General features: G+C 38.7%; 13 protein-coding genes. 10 read left to right on the top strand and 3 right to left on the bottom strand.

Going from position 1 to position 19,431, the window contains the following annotated elements; all coding sequences use genetic code 11:
- Positions 1-42: 42 nt before the first annotated feature.
- Positions 43-285, top strand: a complete 243-nt coding sequence (locus AC3M61_RS01465; protein ID WP_500779170.1) for a hypothetical protein — start codon at positions 43-45, stop codon at positions 283-285.
- Positions 286-388: 103 nt separating this feature from the next.
- Here AC3M61_RS01465 and AC3M61_RS01460 read toward each other — a convergent pair whose 3' ends face one another.
- Positions 389-1,732: a cyclic 2,3-diphosphoglycerate synthase gene (locus tag AC3M61_RS01460; protein WP_500779169.1), complete on the bottom strand. Its 1,344-nt coding sequence runs from the start codon at positions 1,730-1,732 to the stop codon at positions 389-391.
- A gap of 325 nt (positions 1,733-2,057) precedes the next feature.
- On the opposite strand from AC3M61_RS01460, the gene AC3M61_RS01455 reads away from it, so the two are divergent.
- The 9 genes from AC3M61_RS01455 to AC3M61_RS01415 all read left to right on the top strand — a co-directional run bounded on the left by AC3M61_RS01455 (position 2,058) and on the right by AC3M61_RS01415 (position 13,528).
- Positions 2,058-3,245 carry a sugar ABC transporter substrate-binding protein gene (locus AC3M61_RS01455; protein WP_500779168.1) on the top strand — a complete coding sequence of 396 codons (1,188 nt, stop codon included), beginning with the start codon at positions 2,058-2,060 and terminating at the stop codon, positions 3,243-3,245.
- Between the two features lie 151 nt (positions 3,246-3,396).
- A complete protein-coding gene (locus AC3M61_RS01450) occupies positions 3,397-5,103 on the top strand; it encodes an ABC transporter permease subunit (protein ID WP_500779167.1) in 1,707 nt (568 codons plus the stop codon).
- On the top strand, positions 5,103-7,514 hold the full coding sequence (locus AC3M61_RS01445; protein WP_500779166.1) for a sugar ABC transporter permease: 2,412 nt from the start codon (positions 5,103-5,105) through the stop codon (positions 7,512-7,514). The genes AC3M61_RS01450 and AC3M61_RS01445 overlap by 1 nt, the downstream gene beginning before the upstream one ends.
- Entirely contained in the window at positions 7,514-8,689 is a 1,176-nt protein-coding gene (locus AC3M61_RS01440) for an alkaline phosphatase family protein (RefSeq protein WP_500779165.1), read from the top strand. The genes AC3M61_RS01445 and AC3M61_RS01440 overlap by 1 nt, the downstream gene beginning before the upstream one ends.
- Positions 8,690-8,722: 33 nt before the next feature.
- Positions 8,723-10,093, top strand: a complete 1,371-nt coding sequence (gltX, locus tag AC3M61_RS01435; protein WP_500779164.1) for a glutamate--tRNA ligase — start codon at positions 8,723-8,725, stop codon at positions 10,091-10,093.
- 48 nt (positions 10,094-10,141) lie between these two features.
- Positions 10,142-11,269 (top strand): alanyl-tRNA editing protein, encoded by a 1,128-nt coding sequence (locus AC3M61_RS01430; protein ID WP_500779163.1) that lies wholly within the window; start codon positions 10,142-10,144, stop codon positions 11,267-11,269.
- Between the two features lie 33 nt (positions 11,270-11,302).
- Complete coding sequence (locus tag AC3M61_RS01425) at positions 11,303-12,547, top strand: hypothetical protein (RefSeq protein WP_500779162.1); 1,245 nt, start codon at positions 11,303-11,305, stop codon at positions 12,545-12,547.
- Between the two features lie 7 nt (positions 12,548-12,554).
- On the top strand, positions 12,555-13,109 hold the full coding sequence (locus AC3M61_RS01420; protein WP_500779161.1) for a J domain-containing protein: 555 nt from the start codon (positions 12,555-12,557) through the stop codon (positions 13,107-13,109).
- Between the two features lie 23 nt (positions 13,110-13,132).
- Entirely contained in the window at positions 13,133-13,528 is a 396-nt protein-coding gene (locus tag AC3M61_RS01415) for a hypothetical protein (protein WP_500779160.1), read from the top strand.
- Positions 13,529-13,560: 32 nt separating this feature from the next.
- On the opposite strand, the gene AC3M61_RS01410 is transcribed toward AC3M61_RS01415, so the two are convergent.
- Positions 13,561-15,912, bottom strand: a complete 2,352-nt coding sequence (locus AC3M61_RS01410) for a homocysteine S-methyltransferase family protein (protein WP_500779159.1) — start codon at positions 15,910-15,912, stop codon at positions 13,561-13,563.
- A 168-nt stretch (positions 15,913-16,080) separates the two neighbouring features.
- Positions 16,081-19,431, bottom strand: a 3,351-nt coding sequence (locus tag AC3M61_RS01405) for a hypothetical protein (protein ID WP_500779158.1), incomplete at its 5' end; no start/stop codon positions are given.

The raw sequence follows: 19,431 nt of genomic DNA, 5'->3' as shown, positions 1-19,431 counted from the left end.
TAAATTCTGTTTTTGCCGATAATACAACCAGAGGTGATATGTATGACTATTTCTGGTGTAAACAGTATTTTAGGACCCATGTATCATCAAATGTCCGTTGGAGTAAAGGGTGTATCAACTTCCGGACCATCCGCTTTGGACGTGAATCAGCAAGTCGAACAAGCGAAAGAGCTTATGCTTAGAACTTTGGAATTTGCGTTTTACAAACAACAAGACATGAATCTCAAGCTTGTAAGGATTGCTGGCGAACTTTTCCAGGGTAAGAGTCTTGATGTAACTGTATAGTCTGGAATTGTACCATAGATTAGGCTATCCAATAACGCTTTTTATACTTGAAAAAAGCGGGTGTGTTTTCAACACACCCGCTTGATTTTTTGTTATTTTGTGATTACTTCAAAAGTCCTTTTTTCTTGAGGAAGTCTGTAAGAATTTGGTCAAGTGTTGGTTCGCCTATCTCTTGGAGTTCGTATCTAACTCTGACTGCAGGCTTGTTGAGTTTCAAAACCCTTCTCAAATCGATAGGTGTACCTATTATAACGACTTCCGCATCAGACTTGTTGATTGTTTCCTCTAATTCTTTCATTTGCTTTTCGCCATAGCCCATCGCTGGAAGTATAACATCTAAGTGGCTGTATTTGTTGTAGGTCTCAACGATAGAACCAACTGCAAACGGTCTTGGGTCAATTATTTCTTTTGCTCCAAATCTCTTTGCTGCAACGTATCCAGCTCCGTATCTCATATCACCGTGTGTTAGGGTTGGACCATCTTCGACAACTAAGACCTTTTTCCCTCTTATCAATGATGGGTCATCAACAAAGATTGGGGATGCGGCATCAACTACTATTGCATTAGGATTCCATTTAGCAATGTTCTTTCTAACTGTTTCAATGTCATCTCTATTTGCTGTTTCTTCTTTGTTAATGACTATTACGTCTGCCATAAGCAGATTTGTCATACCGGGGTAGTAAGTAACTTCATGACCAGGTCTGTGTGGGTCAACTACAACGATGTGTAAATCGGTTTTGTAGAATGGGAAGTCGTTATTACCACCATCCCAGAGGATAATATCTGGATTTTCCGCTTCGGCTGCCCTGAGAATAGCTTCGTAATCGACACCTGCGTAAATTACGCTCTTTCTATCAATGTGTGGTTCGTACTCTTCCCTTTCTTCAATTGTACAGTTGTGTTTATCAAGGTCGGAGTAATCGGCGAATCTTTGAACCTTTTGTGCAACCAAATCACCGTAAGGCATTGGATGTCTTATTGAGATTACCTTGAGCCCTTTGCTTCTCAAAATGTCAAGCACTCTTCTTGTTGTCTGGCTCTTTCCACAACCAGTTCTTACAGCACATACAGAAACAACAGGTTTGGTTGACTCTATCATTGTTGAATCTGGACCCATGAGTTTGAAGTCAGCACCAGCTGCAAGAGCAATTGCAGCCCTTTCCATAACATATTGATGTGGTAAATCACTATAGGCAAGAATAACTTCGTCAACATCGTATTTTTTAATGAGTTCTGGAAGATGTGCTTCATCTTCGATAGGAATTCCATTTGGATAGAGTGGACCAGCAAGCTCGGGAGGATAAATTCTACCAGCTATATCGGGAATCTGCGTAGCAGTGAAAGCAACAACCTCGTAATCGGGGTTGTTCCTAAAGAACGTGTTAAAGTTGTGGAAGTCCCTACCGGCGGCACCAAGTATGATGACTCTTCTCCTTCTTTTTTCCATGTTGTTCACCTCCGTTCAACTGGTTGATTGATAATTGATAATGATTCACAGCATTTAGAATTATACAAGTAGTAGCTGTACATTTCAATACTAGGTATTCCGAATTATTAGTGACAATTTCTTCGTTACTGTTTTATCCTTTGGTATGCTTTAGTATGCTGAAGTATGTTTTTTTGTGCGCAGTGATATTAATGTAGCTTAAAATACGAATCCTGGAATTTTCACATACTTTATGGAAACTTTTCCAAAATAAGGTTCACTTTAAGGCAAGTTGTAGTATAATATAAATGGTTTCCACATTATCCTGAAAGGGGAGGTAGAGCGTATGAGAAAGTGGCTAACAGTTGTTTTGGCAGTTCTTTTCGTTTTCTTGGCATTTGCTCAAGCCAAGAAGATCACTATTTGGACATCAGAAGCCCAGGTTCCTATTCTTAAAAAGCTTGCAGACCAGTACAAAGCAAAGTATGGTGTTCAGGTTGATGTTATTCAAGTCAATTTCGGGGATATCAAATCGAAATTCTTGACAGCAGCACCAGCAGGTGAAGGTCCGGATATCATTGTCGGAGCACATGACTGGGTTGGAGAACTTGTTGTTAACGGTTTACTTGAACCAATCAACCTCCCAGAAAAAGACAAATACTTCCCTGCACCACTTCAAGGATTTACCTACAACGGCAAGATTTACGGTGTTCCATATGCATTCGATGGTCCAGCACTAATGTACAACAAAGACTACGTCCAGAACCCACCAAAAACATTTGATGAACTCATCGCACTCGCGAAGAAAATAGAAAAAGACTATGGTGGAGAAGTTAGAGGATTTATTTACGACTACAAGAACTTCTACTTCAGCTCATTTGCATTCTTTGGTATGGGCGGTTACGTGTTTGGAACCGATAAGACAGGAAAAATCAATGTGAAAGATGTTGGACTTGCAAATGCTGGAGCAATCGAAGGTCTCAAACTTATTAAGAAACTTGTTGATGAAAAGATACTTACACCTGGCGACAACTACAATACAATGGATGGTCTGTTCAAAGACGGTTTGGCAGCAATGATAATCAACGGACCATGGGCGGTTCCTGGCTACAAACAGGCCGGTATCAATTTTGATGTTGCTCCAATTCCAGACCTTCCTGGCGGAAAGAAACCAAAGCCGTTCTTTGGTGCACAAGGTTTCATGGTTAATGCAAAGAGTAAAAACAAACTCTTCGCACTTGACTTCTTGACAAAGTTCATAGCAACCAAAGATATCATGTTCCAAATTTGGCAGGCAGACCCAAGGTGTCCATCGAGAACGGATGTTAACGAACTCGTTATGGCAAGAGACCCACTTACAAAGAAATTCGCCGACTTCCTTGGAAAATATGGTCTTCCAATGCCAAACGTACCAGAAATGGCAGCTGTCTGGGGAGCAATGGGAGATGCTCTTGCAAAAGCGCTTGACCAGGGTGTTCCAGCAGAAAAGGCTCTTGCCGACGCCGTAGCCCAGATAAAGGCACAGATTAAGTAGTTATAGCAAAAAATATGGGGCACGGGGGAATGCCCCCGTGCTTTTTCTTAAGTTAATTATGTAGGAATTGAGAAAACGGCCGTAGTAGTAGCTCATATAAATAATTCCGATGAAGGAAGTTCCTTAAAATGACTACAAGGAGGATGAACTGATGAAGTTTTGGAAAGCTCTTGGTTACACAATGCTAGTTGTATTCACTATATTCAGCATACTTGGTGCCATCTTCCTCTTTGGAAGGGGTTTCTACGAATTATCTGTAACACTCTTTGTTTTGATATTCGTGATAGACTTTTTTATTCTTAATAGGAACGCCTATCCATATCGCTACATGATACCCGCTTTGGTTTTACTTTTTATTCTCGTTCTCTATCCAATTGCGTTCACAATAAGAACTGCATTTACAAATTATGGAACCGGTCACATTATGACACGTCAAGAGGTTGTTGAAAGATTACTCGTTGACCCGATTTATACTTACATTGTTCCAGATAGTTCGCCACTAACTTACAGTGTGTATGTGAGGTTCGAAGGTACTCAGCCAACGAATGATTTTAGAACTATTGTATCTGATGGTTCAAGTTACTATGTTGCTCGCGAATATCGCGTTCTGAAAAGTGAAGCAGGGCAATTGATATTAGGTGAAGCCGAATTGATAAAGCTTAGCGAAAGTGGATTGAGCTTAGAAAGGCAAGACGGTAAAATAGAGCTTATAAGAGATAATGGAAAGATTTTCAGGTACTTTTACAACCCTGAAGATAGTTCAACATCCATAAACGAAGACTACTTCAAGTATTCAATACTTTTCCCAATTATGAGTAAAATAGAATTTGTTGACAGCAATGGCAATAGATTTGCAATCAGGCAAAATGAAGAAGGCAAGCTTTTAATGTACAATATCAGGCATTTGTATAAACTAGGCCTTGCCGAAACAATAGAGAAGGGGAAAAGCATAGTTAAAACCGTTCTTATAAATACCATCACGAACAGGCCTCTAATTGAGGAGAATGGTACGATTTACGATATAAATGAAAAAGGAGAAAAGGTTGCTGTTGGTGGATACATCTCTTACTATGGTTTGAAGAATTTTACAAGAATATTCACCGATCCGACTGTTTCCGGCCCATTTGCAAAAATATTCGTTTGGAACTTTACATGGGCGGCTTTGAGCGTCTTGTTCACTTTTGTTATAGGTCTGATACTTGCACTTGTTCTTAATAATCCGAATTTAAGAGGGCGTGCAATCTACAGGTCACTTTTAATTATACCTTGGGCAATACCTGCTTTCATATCTGTTCTCGTTTGGAAAAACGGGTTTTTCAATGAAACTTACGGTATCTTAAACAAGTTTATAATCACTCAACTTTTTGGTAAGGAACCTATCAGGTGGTTTAATGACCCATTCTGGGCTAAGGTTGCTGTATTGACGGTCAACACATGGCTTGGTTTTCCCTACATGATGGTTGTTTCGCTGGGTGCTTTGCAAAGTATTCCTGAAGATTACTACGAAGCTGCTGCTATTGATGGTGCTAACAAATGGCAAAGATTCTGGAAGATTACATTCCCATTGCTAATGACTACCATCGCACCTTTGCTGGTTGGTAGTTTTGCGTTCAATTTCAACAACTTTGTCAACATTTACCTCCTTACTGGTGGTGGACCCGCAATGCCAAATACAACAACCCCCGCTGGTTCTACAGATATTTTGATTTCTTACACGTACAAGCTTGCTTTTGAAGGAGGACGTGGTCAAGATTTCGGTTTTGCTTCAGCGATATCTATTATCATATTCTTCATAGTCGGAACACTGAGCTTTATCAACTTCCGCCTGTCAGGGTCCTTTGAGGAGGTGAATAGATAATGGTTCGAAAAGAAAGAAAATGGCTCACTCATATCCTTCTTATAATAGTCTCTATAGTTGTCTTATTCCCAATAGTCTGGGTTGTTTCTACGTCTTTAAGACGTGATAATGCAGCGTTTTCGACAAAACTGTTTAGCAGTAGAATGACTTTCCAAAACTACATAGACCTTATAGCACCTGAGAAAAATGGACCAAGGTTGGTTTCTGATATGGACGCACTTATTCTTATGGCACCCCCTCATGATAAGATTACGGTTGAAAAAGCGAAAGAACTTTTCCAACGCGATGTGGAAAGATTCAAGACGTACATCCAAGAAACCGAAAAATTGAAAAAAGAAATAGACAACGCAATTGCGTATCTTAATGATTATTTTGAAAAGAATTCACAATCGCTTATAAAATCTTACATAGCTGATATAGATAACATAATTAGGGAACTCCAATTTGAAAGACCAGAAAAATACTTGGAAGTCGCCGCTTATGAATTGTACTCACAAGGTGAGGATTTAAGTGTAATACTAGAAATTGACCCATACGCAGGTCAGCAGGATTGGGAAGATATGATTGGTAAAAGAAAAATGCAATTAGAAGAATTAAATAGCGAAAAGATGAAGTTGAAGAGCGCTGTTGAACCTCTAGAAAAAACATATCAAACATATCAAAGTCAATATCTAAGTCTTGCTAAAACAATTCGTTCTTTCTTAGTTCCACAACTAAAGGAATACTCCTTAGTTCTCAAATCTGCTATTGATTTGCTTGATGCAGCAGAGGTTTCTAATGTTTTGTCAGAATCATTGCCAGAAGAAAATATAATATTAGAACGTTTCCAAACAACATTCGAACAGATAAAAGATATCCAGTTAAATGTTCAAAAGTTTGATGATTTGAAAGATATCGATGATGCGTTGTCAGAATTCCAAAACGGATATAACCAAGTTATGAGCAGATGGGTACAGGCAACAAACAAGGATAAGGCACCGTTTGCCGATTTCTTGAATACAATAGATGTTTTTACAACGAGAATAGCAAGTACAATAACCGAAACTGTAAGCTTAATTAATCGATTAAATAGAGTAACCGAGAAAATGTTACAACTGCAAGCGGAAATAACGAAATACAAGAGTAGGTACGCTAAGATAGAAGAAGAAATGAACAAAACCAGTGCTGAGCTTACAAAAGCTTACGAGATTTTACATGATTCATTGTTGTACCTAAAAGCAAAACTTGCAGTTACTCAGCTTGAAAGAATAAAAACTTTAGTCGCTAACATAAAACTCCCAGCTCAACTGCAAATGCTTAACATCCAATCCAGGAGGATATTTGGAATCACAACAGATGTGGCAAGCATGATTAATGACCAAAAAAAGCAGAGTAAGATTAGGAAAATAGCTTCTAAGCTTGATTGGCCAGGTACTGCAAAAGATATGTTTACGAACTACGAGCTCTTTTCACAAAACTATGAACCTTTCATAGACGACTTAAAAGCTTACCTTGCGGATATAGAAATTCAGGGTCCCAAGTTTATGCCCGTTTCTAAGACAGGTGTAAAGGTCAGACCTATTGCTATGGAACGTTTAACTGACACTGTACTATCTGTATATAGGAACAACGTAGTACCTAATATGAATGTTATGTCGAGAAAATCATCAGAATTGTCAGACAAGCTTAATATTAAAGAACTTTCAGCAACTTTGAAAAAACTCGATGGAGCGGCGTTCAGAATTGACCAAATTTGGCAAAGAAAACCAGACCATTACATGTTAAGGTGGATTATGAACAGTGTTATTGTCTCTCTCAGTGTTGCAATTATAATAACTGCGGTAACTGCTCTTGCAGCATATCCATTCAGTAGAATGAGATTCAAAGGAAGAAAGTATGGAATCATGGCGTTATTGCTCATTCAAATGTTCCCAGCAATTATGTACATGATTGCTATTTACACATTCTTATCGTTTGCAGGAAAGTATATTCCAGGGTTTGGGTTGAACAAACTATCTGGTTTGATATTTGCTTATTTGGGTGGTATCGCGTACAACATGTACCTTATAAAAGGTTATTACGACACCATCCCAGACTCATTAGAAGAAGCAGCTCTAATCGATGGTGCAACGAGATGGCAGACATTTGTGAAAATAGTTCTTCCTCTTGCTTCTCCAATTCTTGCGGTTATCGTTATCCTTACGTTCATGGGTACATTTAACGAATTCGTCCTTGCAAGGATTATATTACAAGACGTAAAACAGTACACATACGCTATAGGTTTGTACACCTTCTCGACAGGTCCGTTTGAAACGCAATGGGGATTGTTTACAGCAGCTGCGATGATAGGTATGGTGCCAATGGTGATTCTCTTCTTGTTGATGCAAAAATATATTGTCGGTGGGCTTGTGAAAGGAGCAGTTAAAGGATAATGAACATCGGTGACGGCTTGATTACTCCACAATACGACAAATCAATTGTCAATCTTGTTTCAACGTTTCTCAAGCACTTCGAAATTCAATCAAACCATCCCGGATACCCCCTCGAAGGTAACTTCGAGGGGTTTTTCCACGATGTGAGAAAAATAGTGATATTCTTAATAGATGGTATGGGATATAACAAGTTCGTAAAAATCAACGCAATTGTTGGGTTCAGAGATATTCTGAAAGTTTCAAGTGTCTTCCCAACAACTACTGTTGCTGCTGTAACGAGTTGGTTTACTGGGAAGACGCCAAAAGAACACGGGCTTCTTGGTTATATTTTGTATCTACGTGAGATAGGTTCAATTACAAACATGATTGAGTTCACGTATCCGGGGGTAGAAGGTGGTATATTTTCTGGTCTTATCAAGAAGCGGTTGCACAGATTAGATAACGTTTTCGACCTTTTGAAAGACAGGGGACTTTACGGAGGGGTCTTAACGCATGCCAATATCTCTAACTCGGGTCTCTCTTATTTGATACATAAAAATGCGCACGTAATGGGGTATTACTATATGGGAGATTTGTTGGCTACTTTAAAAAAGAAGCTTGCTGAAGACTGGCAAGGGATTCTCTACATTTACTGGGGTCATCTGGACGGTTTGGGCCACAAAAAAGGTCCGGATAGTGAAGCTTACGAAATGGAAATGGCAAGGATACTTTTAGAAATTAAGAAATTTGCCGAAGACCACCTACCTAGTGATACACTTCTTGTGGTTACATCTGACCATGGTATGGTTCAGATACCAAGTTCGACAAACTATTTCTTAAAACCGACGGATGTATTCAACAGACTCTTAGTGTCACCTCCAGGTGGAGAAATGAGAATGATGTATTTCTATTTAGTAAAAAAGAGCAACTACGAGTTTTTAAAGAACTACTTTGAAGAAAACTACCCTTTAAGTTGCGTGCTTCTAACAAGTAGAGAAGCTGTGGATATGGGACTTTTTGGAAATGGGAGAATGCATCCGGAGTTGTATAACAGAATAGGTGATGCTATAATGATAACAAGGGCGAATAATGCCTTTACATATTTATACAGTGGTGGCGAAGAAAGACTTTCTGGCATGCACGGTAGCTTAACTGAAGATGAAGTTTTTGTTCCTGCAGTTTTTATAAGAAGATGATAATAAAAACACTACACACAGGAGGAAACGGAAATGGTAAGAGTGAGATTTGCACCTAGTCCGACCGGTTACCTACATGTGGGTGGAGCTCGAACTGCACTGTTTAATTGGTTGTTTGCAAGAAAAAACAAGGGTAAATTCATCCTAAGAATAGAAGATACCGATACGGAAAGGTCAACACGTGAGTCAGAACAAATGATAATGAACGATTTAAAATGGCTTGGTTTGTTCTGGGATGAAGGACCAGACATTGGAGGCGAGTTTGGTCCTTACAGGCAAAGTGAGAGACTGAAACTGTACAAAGAGTACGCATACGAGTTGGTTAAAAATGGGCATGCCTACTTTGCGGTTTACGATAAAGAAGATGCAAAAAAAGTCCTTTACACAACAACTCAAGAACCAAAAGATGGGAACCCATATACCGTTGTTTTTAAAGTGCCGGAGAATGAGATTGTGAAATTCAATGATATGCTAAAAGGTGAGATTGAATTTTCAACAGAACACATGGATGATTTTATAATATTGAAGTCCAACGGATATCCTGTTTATAACTTCGCCGTTGTTATAGATGACCATCTGATGGGGATAACGCATGTTCTTCGTGGAGAAGACCATATATCAAACACACCAAAACAGATACTCATCTACAGAGCATTTGGGTGGGAACCACCAAAATTTATGCATATTCCTTTGATACTTGGCGCAGACAAGACACCTTTGAGTAAAAGGCATGGAGCAACTGCAGTTGAACATTTCAGAAGGGAAGGATACCTTGCTAAAGCTTTGGTTAACTATCTTGCAATCCTTGGATGGAGCGTAGACGAAGAGATATTCGATTATACTCTAAAGATAGATTCGTTCACCCCAGATAGAATTTCCAACAAAAATGTTGTATTTGATTATCAAAAGCTTGAGTGGGTCAACGGAAAGCATATGAGACTACTTACAGTGGATGAACTCTATACCCATTTTGAGGAATGGAGAAAGTTCGTTGGAGCCGAAAAACGCATTCCAAGAGAGGTTTTAGAAATATGCAGAGAGAAGGTTAATACCCTAAGACAGCTCTACGAATTTGCTCTGCCATTTGTTGATGAGGAATACGAGTATTCGGAAGATTACATTGAAAAGTTCGCAAAGAAACCAGAAGCTGTTAGTATCATCGAGTTGGCGCTGGAGAGATTTTCAAGCTTAGAAGATTACAATATTCAGAATGTTGAAACAACGTTGAGGGAAATTGCTGCCTCACTCAATATCGGAACTAATAAAGTTTTTCAAACAATTAGAGGAGCATTACTTGGAAAGCTTGTTACTCCTGGGCTGTTTGAAAGTATAGTTGTACTAGGAAAAGGGGAAACAATTAGAAGATTGCAAAGAACTCTTGATTTTATTAAAAAGCTAAGCTAATGTGATTAAGACCAAGAGCTATAAAGAACACATAAGGGGTTGGAAACCTTGAAGATTCAAAGTGTTTACAAAAGCGATAAATTAGAAATTCTCAAAATCGAAGAAAAGAGTGGTAAATATTACGCGTACGCTCTTTCATCACCATTTTATCCCGATGGAAAAGGTGGACAACTTGGAGATAGAGGAAGAGTCGGCAATGTCGATGTATTGTCTGTAAGCGAAAGAGACGGTTTTGTTATCCATGAACTTGCGGGGATGATAGAACCAGGCATATACGATGTGCAAATCAACCAAGTTCGTAGGAAAGATATTGCACAACAACATACTGCGCAGCATATATTGTCAGCAGCTTTCATAGAAGTTGCTGAAATTGAGACTGTTAGCTTTCACATGGGCGAAGAGTATTCAACTATAGACTTGGACATACCGTTTTTGGAACCAGAAGTCATTGAGGAAACAGAAGATTTGGCGAACAGGATTGTTCAATCTTGCACGCAGGTAGAGGAAATATTAACAGATGTCGAAGGAGCTAAGGCTTTTGAATTGAGAAAACCTTTGAGCGACAAGATAAAAGGAGAGGTAAGGTTGATAAAAATAACGAACCTAGACATCTCGGCGTGCGGTGGGTTTCATGTTGATAATACCGGCGAGATAGGTGTTGTAAAGATTATAGATCTGGAAAAAGTGAAAGGTAACCTCACAAGGGTTTATTTTGTCGCAGGGGAGAGGGCTATAAGATATTTCAGAAAGTACAACAACGTGCTGAAGAACCTTTCAAGACTATTAACTTCTTCAATCGATGAACTGAACCAGCGTGTTGAAAAGATACTCGATGAACTTCGGGAAAAAAGTTCGTTGCTTTCAAAAGTTTCACAAGACTATGCGGAATTATTGAAACGAACTGTTGAAAACAGTGATTTTGTCTACTTGGAAGGTTACACAGAAGTTGGAAACTTCTTGTCGAAAATCGTTGACAACCAGTTCTTGGTTTTCTACGATGGTAGCAAGTACATCATCGGTTCAAAAAAGTATGATGTGCGGAACTTTGTAAAAGCGTTAATTGAAAGGTTTGGAGGAAAGGGCGGAGGAAAAGAAGAGTTCGCGAATTACATACCAAACAGAAAGTTGTCAGCAACAGATTTTGAGAGTGTTTTTTCCGAAGTCTACAACAGATAGTTATCAAGAAATTATTCACTGGAGGTGTTTCGTATGAGTATGTCAAAGAAGTTATTCATATTTGGACTGCTATTTCTTGTTTCCGTCTTTGCATTTTCTAACGCCTTAAAATTTTTGCCGAAAGATTACTCAGCAATTCTGTACGTTCCTGACGTTCCTAAGGCTTACGATGCGTTTAAAGCATTGCCCATAGGTCAAACCTTGTTAGCTGATACAGGAATAGGTTTGGAGTCACTTGTGAGAGGTGTGTTAGAACAGCAACTTTTATCGATGAAATACACATTAGATGATTTCGACTTGTTTAGCAAGGAAATGCTCATTACCATTGATAAAGATGGAAATACAACTGTTGTGCTGGGCCCTGTAAAGAGTCCTACGAAAGTCAGAAAGGTATTGGAGAGCTTTCTAGAGGCGGAGACGTTGAAGAAAGTTAAATTTACTGAGAATTACTTTATATATTCCGATATGCAAGTTGGTGGTGGTAAAGTTCCAGCAAATTTACTTTCAAATCTCAAGGGGAACCTTGGAGTAACGTATTCCTACGTGACAGACGGTAAAATCACATTCGAAGGATACGGATACATAAGAGTAGAAAATAACGCGCTTACTTTCTACCAAAAGTTGGATGCCAAAACGGCAGATGCGAAGAATGTGCTCAAAACACTGGAAAATACAAAACCTATTGATATCTTTGCCGACAAAAATGTTGGTGGAGATTTACTGGTGTTTGTCAACAGGCCCATCCCTGACGCTCTGAGAAAAACTTTTTTAGATGCCTTAGCATCTAACTTTAATATAACAAACATGAATGCAACAGGGGTGATGTATCTTTCTGCAGATATTGGTGCAGCAGTTAATGCATTGTTGAGTGCAGATTCGCAAGCACAAAATTCCAAATCTAGTCAAACAACACCTCAGGTAAGTCTATCTGCGTACTCTGTGGTTTTCGGAACAGGTTTCAAAATGCCTGCTGAGGTGAAAAAGTACGTAACGATAGGTTCTGAAAAGTACGGAGTGTTGACTTCTGAAAATGGGATAGAAAGTTACATACTTATAAAGAACGACAGAATGATAACCTACACGGTAAATCCGACCAAATACAAACCAGGTGACAGGACCTTTTTCACATCAATGTACAATTCAAAGTATTTCATGGGAATATTCCTTAACTTTGAACCACTTATCAACACCATGTTGGGTAAGAAAATTAAATCATCCGCCGTGTTCGTATCCTACATAGAAGGTGATTCAATTATCCAAAAAGGGACTGTGAAGTGAGAATAGCATGACAAATGCCAGTAATGGAAAGGAAAGTAAGGGTTGTTTAGGCTGTGTAATGTCAATTGTTGCTTTTCTGTTTTTAATCCCTGTACTAGCATCTATATTTGGGGTGTTGATACCTTTCGGCATTTTCAGATTCTTCCCAACAATAATACGAGATTTCGTAGTTATTGTGCTTATTGCTTTTGCTTTTGTGACGTTTATCATAATATCTTCACTTATCAAAGAAAAGGTCAAAACTCAACAAAGTCAGCAGAAGACTGCTGAACAAAAGGAAATTTGGACTCAATCAGAAGACGAACATAGTAGAGAATACCAAAAAAGTTCAGCACATTCGCTTGAAAGCAACACAAAAGTGGATAAGTTAGATGTTCAAGAAGCATTTAGAATTCTTGGGTTGCGCCCCGGCGCGTCTTATACAAAGGTGAGCGAGAGATACTATGAGCTCGTCAAGAAAGTAAATAACATGAAAATTAGCGAGGAACATAGGCAAATAATGCTTGAAGAATTGGCAAACGCGTACGAGGTACTAACCGAATACTATTCAAAAATAAGTTGAAGTTATAAAGACGGGGTGGTATTATGGATTTTGAACTCTATTACTATTTCCCGATACCACCGATTAGTTGGGTTTTTCTGGTCCTTAGGATAGGAGCTATAATACTAATTTTTTACACATTGTACGTTCTTCTTAGATTTTTCACAGAACCGGAGTCAGAAACAAGTGTTGGTAGTAGGCGTGAATTTCAAAAAAGAAGAAACGTAATGAGTGGGATTGATAATGAAGAACTGTTAAGAGCTTTTAAAACTTTCGGACTAACTCCTTATGATAATTACTGGGACGCATCCTACAGATATTACGCCCTAAGAAAAGCAATACTAGCTTCTAGCTTGCCAACGGAAGTGAAAGAGTTAAAGCTTCAAGAGATAGATAAGATGTTCGAAATAGTTGCCGACTATTATTCGAAAAAGGGTTAAGAAGAAGGAGGCTTTGGAGCCTCCTTCTTTCATTAGTTATTACTCAAAATTCGTTTGCACAATTTGACAGCTTCCTGGGCATCTTTTGCATAGTAGCTTCCAAATCTTTTAGCAAGCTCTTCATTCATTGAAGCACCACCAGCTATCACAGGAATTTCTATTCCGTTATCTCTAAGTGTTTTGACCACGTGTCCAACCTGGATAACAGTTGTTGTCATCATTGCTGACAGCCCTACTATGTCTGGTTTTAATTCCTTAACTTTTTCCAGAATAACAGTTGCCGGTACATCCTTGCCTATATCAATTACTTCAAATCCTGCACTTTCTAAAACTGTTGCCACTATTTTCTTTCCGATATCGTGAATGTCACCTTCAACTGTTGCGAGAAGAATCCTGCCCAACCTTGAAGAATCCTTTTCTGCCACCATGGAGAGTAGCTTGTTAAATATGGGCTTCGAAGTTTCTGCCGCAAGAATCAGGTGGGGAAGATAAATCTTATTTTCAGCGTAAAGATTGCCTATTTCTTCCATTGCCTTAGCAAGAATTGTTTGAATTATCTCAATTGGTGTTAATGTATCTAAGAAGGACAGTACGTATCTTTCCGCATCACTTAAGTTACCACGAAGAAGCAAATGTACTAATTCGCTACTTTTTACTTCTTCACTTATTCGAGCACTTTCCTTTCCTAAAATTCTTATCATCCCTCTTAGAATTTTCATAGTCGCGTCTTCTGATGTATTCAGGATTGCTCCTGATAATCCTGAATGCATTGCTAAAGCTAGGAATGAAGCATTCAATTCATCTCGGTTTGGCATTCCAAAACTGAAATTGGAAAGTCCTATCATTGTTTTTATTCCATCGGATGAGAGCTTTTTGATAGTTTCAAGTGTCACGTTGTAATCTTGGTTTGCACCAATGGGTAAAACCAATGGGTCAACGAAAATCCTTGAACGGTCTATTCCTTGTCTTTCAAGGTATTCTACAGCCATTTTACTCAATTTATACCTTTCTTCCGCTGTATTTGGTATCTCCTTGCCCATTGCAAGAACAATCAGTAGACCGCCATACCTTTTGAGTAACCTTATCTTCTTGTCGAGTTCTTCCTTTGTTGCCTTGGAAGAATTAATTAACGGTCTTCCAGGATATTCCATCAATGCACTTTCTAAAAATTCGTTGTACTGAATATCAAAAGAGATTGGAATGCTTACAATTTTATCGAGCTCAACAATTGCTTTAGAAAAATGTTCTTCAGATAGAACAGATTCTATTCCAAAGTTAACATCGATTACTTGTGCTCCTTCTTGTTCCTGGGATTTAGCAAGTTTTAAAACGTTCTCAAAGTTGAATTCTCGGATTTCATTATGCAGTTTTTTTCTTGCGGATGCGTTGATACGTTCTCCTACGACCAAGAATGGTGCAACGTTAAACATATGAACCCTGCTTGTAACCACATTCAGCTCTTCAACTTTCCTAGTTTTTGGTTTTCTCAGACCAATATGCTGGACCATGTACTTGATGTGTTCCGGTCCTGTACCACAACATCCACCAACGATATTCGCACCCAGTTCAATGTAATCTTCGATGTATATAGTGAATTCTTCAGGGGTAGTTTTGTAAGTCAATTTTCCATCTGCGGACAGAACAGGTTTTCCCGCGTTTGGTTCAACAAAAACCGGTTTTTTGGAAAGTGCTACCAATTTCTTCACAAGCGGAACCATCTTTTCAGGAGTCAGCGTGCAATTGATACCTATTGCATCAACATCCAAATCGTTGAACAAAGCAACGTAAACTTCTAAACTTGTACCTGTTACGGCGACGCCGTTTTCTTCAAAGGTCATACTCACTAAGATGGGGATTTCCGGAGCAACATCTCTTGCTGCCAAATACGCAAGTTTTGCCTCTTTTATATCACTCATTGTTTCGATAATAATACCATCCACGCCTGCACCAACTAGGACTTCAACCTGCTCTTTGAAAATGTTGTACACGTATTTTGATTTCAGTTCTCCAAGAGGTTCTATCATTTCTCCGACGGAAGAGATATCACCTAAAACAAAAACCTGCTTGCTGGCAACTTTAGTTGCCTCTTTCGCAATCTTTACAGCAGACTGGTTAATCTCCCTGAAATACTCATCATATCCCAATTTCATCAACTTATGCCTATTTGCACTGAAAGTGTTTGTAAGTAGGAAATCAACTCCTGCGTGGACGTAGTCAGATTGCAGTGACAAGACCGCCTCAGCATTAGTGATGTTGAGTAACTCAATGGGTTCTCTGGTTTTAATATATCCTCGTTTGAAAAGTTCCGTGCCATACGCACCGTCTAAGAACATCACCCTCTGGGATAGAAGTTCTAAAAACTTTTGTCTGGTAAGGGGTCCCAATTTTTCTCTCCCTCCTCTGTCCTTTTATCTTTTTCACGTTTATTTTTCTATATATTACCATATATCAAACATTTTTGTAGTATCTTGGCGTTCTTTTCTAAAAGCAAAAGGGGATGGTTAGTTCCACCCCCTTTGGATTCTCATTGAATCTGCAACTTTTTGATGACCTTATCTTCCAATAGCTTTGAACATAGGCATACTTAAGGTGAAGAGAGGTTTTATGTCTGATATGTTTGATATGTCGTAGACTATCAATCCGCTATCAGTTGAAACGAACAAGTATTTGTCGTCTGTACTTGTTAAGTGGAACGTATATGTGAGACCCGAGAAACTAAGTTCGGCAATCTTTGATTTTAGGTTTACATCTATTATTTTGAATCCATATGAACCTCCTGCAACATAGAGTTTATTTCCGTACCATGAAATGCTTCTAGCTGGTGCACCATCGAATAGCGGTGTTGAAGATAAGTTGTCACCTGCAGTATCGAGTAAGTTGTTGCCATGCTTGTCAAGTATCCAAACACCATTGTATTCACCATCTGCTACATAGATTCTGTCGAAGTACTTGTCTGCAATTATTTTTTGATCATCACCTGGATTATAAACTTGTAGCGTGAATGTGCCTTCTTTTTCCGTGATTATATAATGCCTTGTAAATATTGTTTCTGACTCAGACAAGTCTGCCGAGAACTTCATACTTCCTGCTTTACCAAGAGCAACAAGAATTGCCAATGTTTCATTATTAACACCCAGGTTGTTGATTACAACCTCTATGTTCCTTGGCTCAACAGACTCATTCTTGGGTTCTACGTTTGGTAGTTGCTGGTTGATTGTCGAAGGTAAGTCTGCGCTGCGTAATAAGTCCAGAGTGTTATAATCATAATAAACTACTTTGTTTTGCGTCCCGACCTTGACAAGCGCATAAACGTTATTTTGACTATCTAGAGCAAAGTCATATACATTATCAAAAGTGCTCAAATCAAGAACTCTGTCATCGGTAAGCTTAAGAGTGGCTATGTCAAAGTTGTAGAAATGTATTTTTTTATCATTCGTTAAGACTGCGATTTTTGAGGAACTTATCGGGTTTGCCTTCAACTTTATAAAACTATCACTTATCTTCTTATCTCTGACTATACGATTATTTGGATCTCTCGAATCAATAACGAATAGACCCTTCCTTCTCTCACCGTCGTGATAACCCTCACCTAGTAAGAAGATATAATTTCCGACCTGAATATGCTCATTAGAACTATATATCTTGTTTGGTTCGTACAATTCATAGTTTGCTCCGGCTTCTCTAAATCTCCACATTCCGTTGATTTCATCGAAGATTAGCAAACTCTTTGCACCCGAAGAATCATTTGTAAAGTATAAATCTCTGAGACTACTTCCAACGAATTCCTTTATCAAAGTTGGAACTGAGGAAGATGAACCGTCCCATTCATATAACTTGTCCATTGTTAGTATGTAGATATTTCCATCGTAAACCTTCACTCTTCTGACATTTGTGTCAAAGGTATAGGGACTCCAAGTTATTTCTGTTAGTGAAACTGGATAAGATATTACTGGAAGTTTCACGTATCCAACCCTATTATTTGAGGCAAATATTAAAACAGAATCACCGGAACTTATGACACCTATATCAATTGTGCTGTAGTCTCCCAAAACGACCGTTTTAATATCATTGATCGTAACATCAGGTATCTTAGACAAATTAAGTTCCAATATTCCCGCTATATCCGCCGCGATATATGCTTTGTCAGCATAGAGCTTTATGTCGCTTATGTACCCTTGTGTTACACCTATTGAATCTGTAGCCCTCCTTGATTCACTGGAGCGCAATGCCTTAACTTGCTTACTTAAAACTGATATCGAGTAAGAGAACACTTTTGAACCGAAGTTACCGTATTTGTAAACACGGGGTGTAGAAGGATCTGTTATGTCAACAATCTCGATTCTATCGTATCCCACACCAACTATTGCATAGTTTTTGTAAACCTTGACTACTGACAAATTAGAATCAAATGTCAAAGAACTCTTAAGTACGGGCATTGATTTGTCTTTTGCATCTATGACGAGCAATTTGTTGTTACTCACCGCATAAATGTAATCTTCAACGACATCGAAGTCGGTTATTGGACTATCATAAGTGAAAGAACCTATGGTACTGATATTGTCAAGATCCCAAGTCTTCAAAATACTGATTAGTGATCTTGAGCTGAAGTCTGTAGCGCTCACGTATAAGTAGTTTGTTGTACTCGACGTATTGAAGGTAACAGTATCTACTCCATAGGCTCCTAACATATCATAAACTGTTACAGTCGCCCTATACGTTTTTCCTCCTATCAAGTTTGGAATAACAATTTCTGTGGAACTCGTTTTCCTAATACGAAGAACTGGCAAATGCGTAGAAACATCTTCAACAGTAATATCATAAGTTAAGGCATCACCATTATCGGGATCGCTACCTAAGTACCTAAGTACAAAACTTAGGGGTGTTATTTCTCCGTTGAACGGTTGAATAATCCTCACTGTTGGTGGATTATTAACGATAATTTCAAAAATGTACTCGTTATAAGAAGATGCACCATACTTGTCAGTTGCAGACACACTTAACAAGTACCTACCTCCAGGATAATTAGTGACATCATTTTCACCAACCTTTATAGGCTCAGAAGGACTATATTCCAAACCATCCTTAAAAAGTCTGATGCCTATATTTTCTTGCGGTATCTCATCATCGTCTGGCTCAGAAATGTCCAAGTAAATTATTGTTTTGTTAGTTTTTGTAACCTTGTATATGTTAATGATTGGAACTTGATTATCAATTACCAAAGGTACTGTTATTTCATCGCTCCTACTTGTGTCAACACATTTAATGACAATAGTCAACGTGTGTTGCTCATTGAAGAAACTGGATGAAAGTTTCAATTTTGAGTTGTAATCTTTCAAAACAATTGTCCTCGTCGTTGTTGCGCTCTCAAGTTCGATGTTGTCTAGCTTGTAAGTGAATGTATAAGTTTTGCTCGTGTCCCTCAGGTTCACACTAATTGCTTTAGACCTGACGACGTTTATTGGACTAGTGAACGATGTGTAATTCTTTCCGTCGTAGGTGATGCTCTCGATGAATGGTTCAATGACGAAGGAATATTCTTGCTGGACAGGATCACTGAAGCCATCGGTCGTCTGAACCACTATCTTGTAATTACCTGCAGGGTAACTCGAGATATCGTTCTCTCCTACTTGCAGTGGCTGTGCAGGTGTGTATTCCTTTCCATCCTTGTACACCTTTATCGTTGTAGTGAGTGTATCCCCATCAATATCACTTGCAGAGATGTTAATTTTCTCACCTGTGTGGGTAATCTTCAAAACGGGCAACTGATTGGTTACAGTCAATGGTATTTTTAGCTCCTCAGTCCTAAGGCCCGATGTTACTACTATGGTCAACGTGTGCTGGACTGTAAAGAAATCGGCTGACAGACCAAGTTTGCTATTGTAGTTCTTAAGTGTTAGTGTGTT

The sequence above is a fragment of the Fervidobacterium sp. genome (genome assembly GCF_059913585.1).
Note: the sequence above shows the minus strand (reverse complement) of the source record. Positions and strands in the feature narration are given on the sequence as shown.

Excerpts from the sequence above, each read along its gene's own strand:
- AC3M61_RS01415 (WP_500779160.1), top strand. The coding sequence starts at position 13,133 with ATGGATTTTGAACTCTATTACTATTTCCCGATACCACCGATTAGTTGG.
- AC3M61_RS01465 (WP_500779170.1), top strand. The coding sequence starts at position 43 with ATGACTATTTCTGGTGTAAACAGTATTTTAGGACCCATGTATCATCAA.
- AC3M61_RS01455 (WP_500779168.1), top strand. The coding sequence starts at position 2,058 with ATGAGAAAGTGGCTAACAGTTGTTTTGGCAGTTCTTTTCGTTTTCTTG.
- AC3M61_RS01440 (WP_500779165.1), top strand. The coding sequence starts at position 7,514 with ATGAACATCGGTGACGGCTTGATTACTCCACAATACGACAAATCAATT.
- gltX (WP_500779164.1), top strand. The coding sequence starts at position 8,723 with ATGGTAAGAGTGAGATTTGCACCTAGTCCGACCGGTTACCTACATGTG.
- AC3M61_RS01420 (WP_500779161.1), top strand. The coding sequence starts at position 12,555 with ATGACAAATGCCAGTAATGGAAAGGAAAGTAAGGGTTGTTTAGGCTGT.
- AC3M61_RS01445 (WP_500779166.1), top strand. The coding sequence starts at position 5,103 with ATGGTTCGAAAAGAAAGAAAATGGCTCACTCATATCCTTCTTATAATA.
- AC3M61_RS01460 (WP_500779169.1), bottom strand. The coding sequence starts at position 1,732 with ATGGAAAAAAGAAGGAGAAGAGTCATCATACTTGGTGCCGCCGGTAGG.
- AC3M61_RS01450 (WP_500779167.1), top strand. The coding sequence starts at position 3,397 with ATGAAGTTTTGGAAAGCTCTTGGTTACACAATGCTAGTTGTATTCACT.
- AC3M61_RS01425 (WP_500779162.1), top strand. The coding sequence starts at position 11,303 with ATGAGTATGTCAAAGAAGTTATTCATATTTGGACTGCTATTTCTTGTT.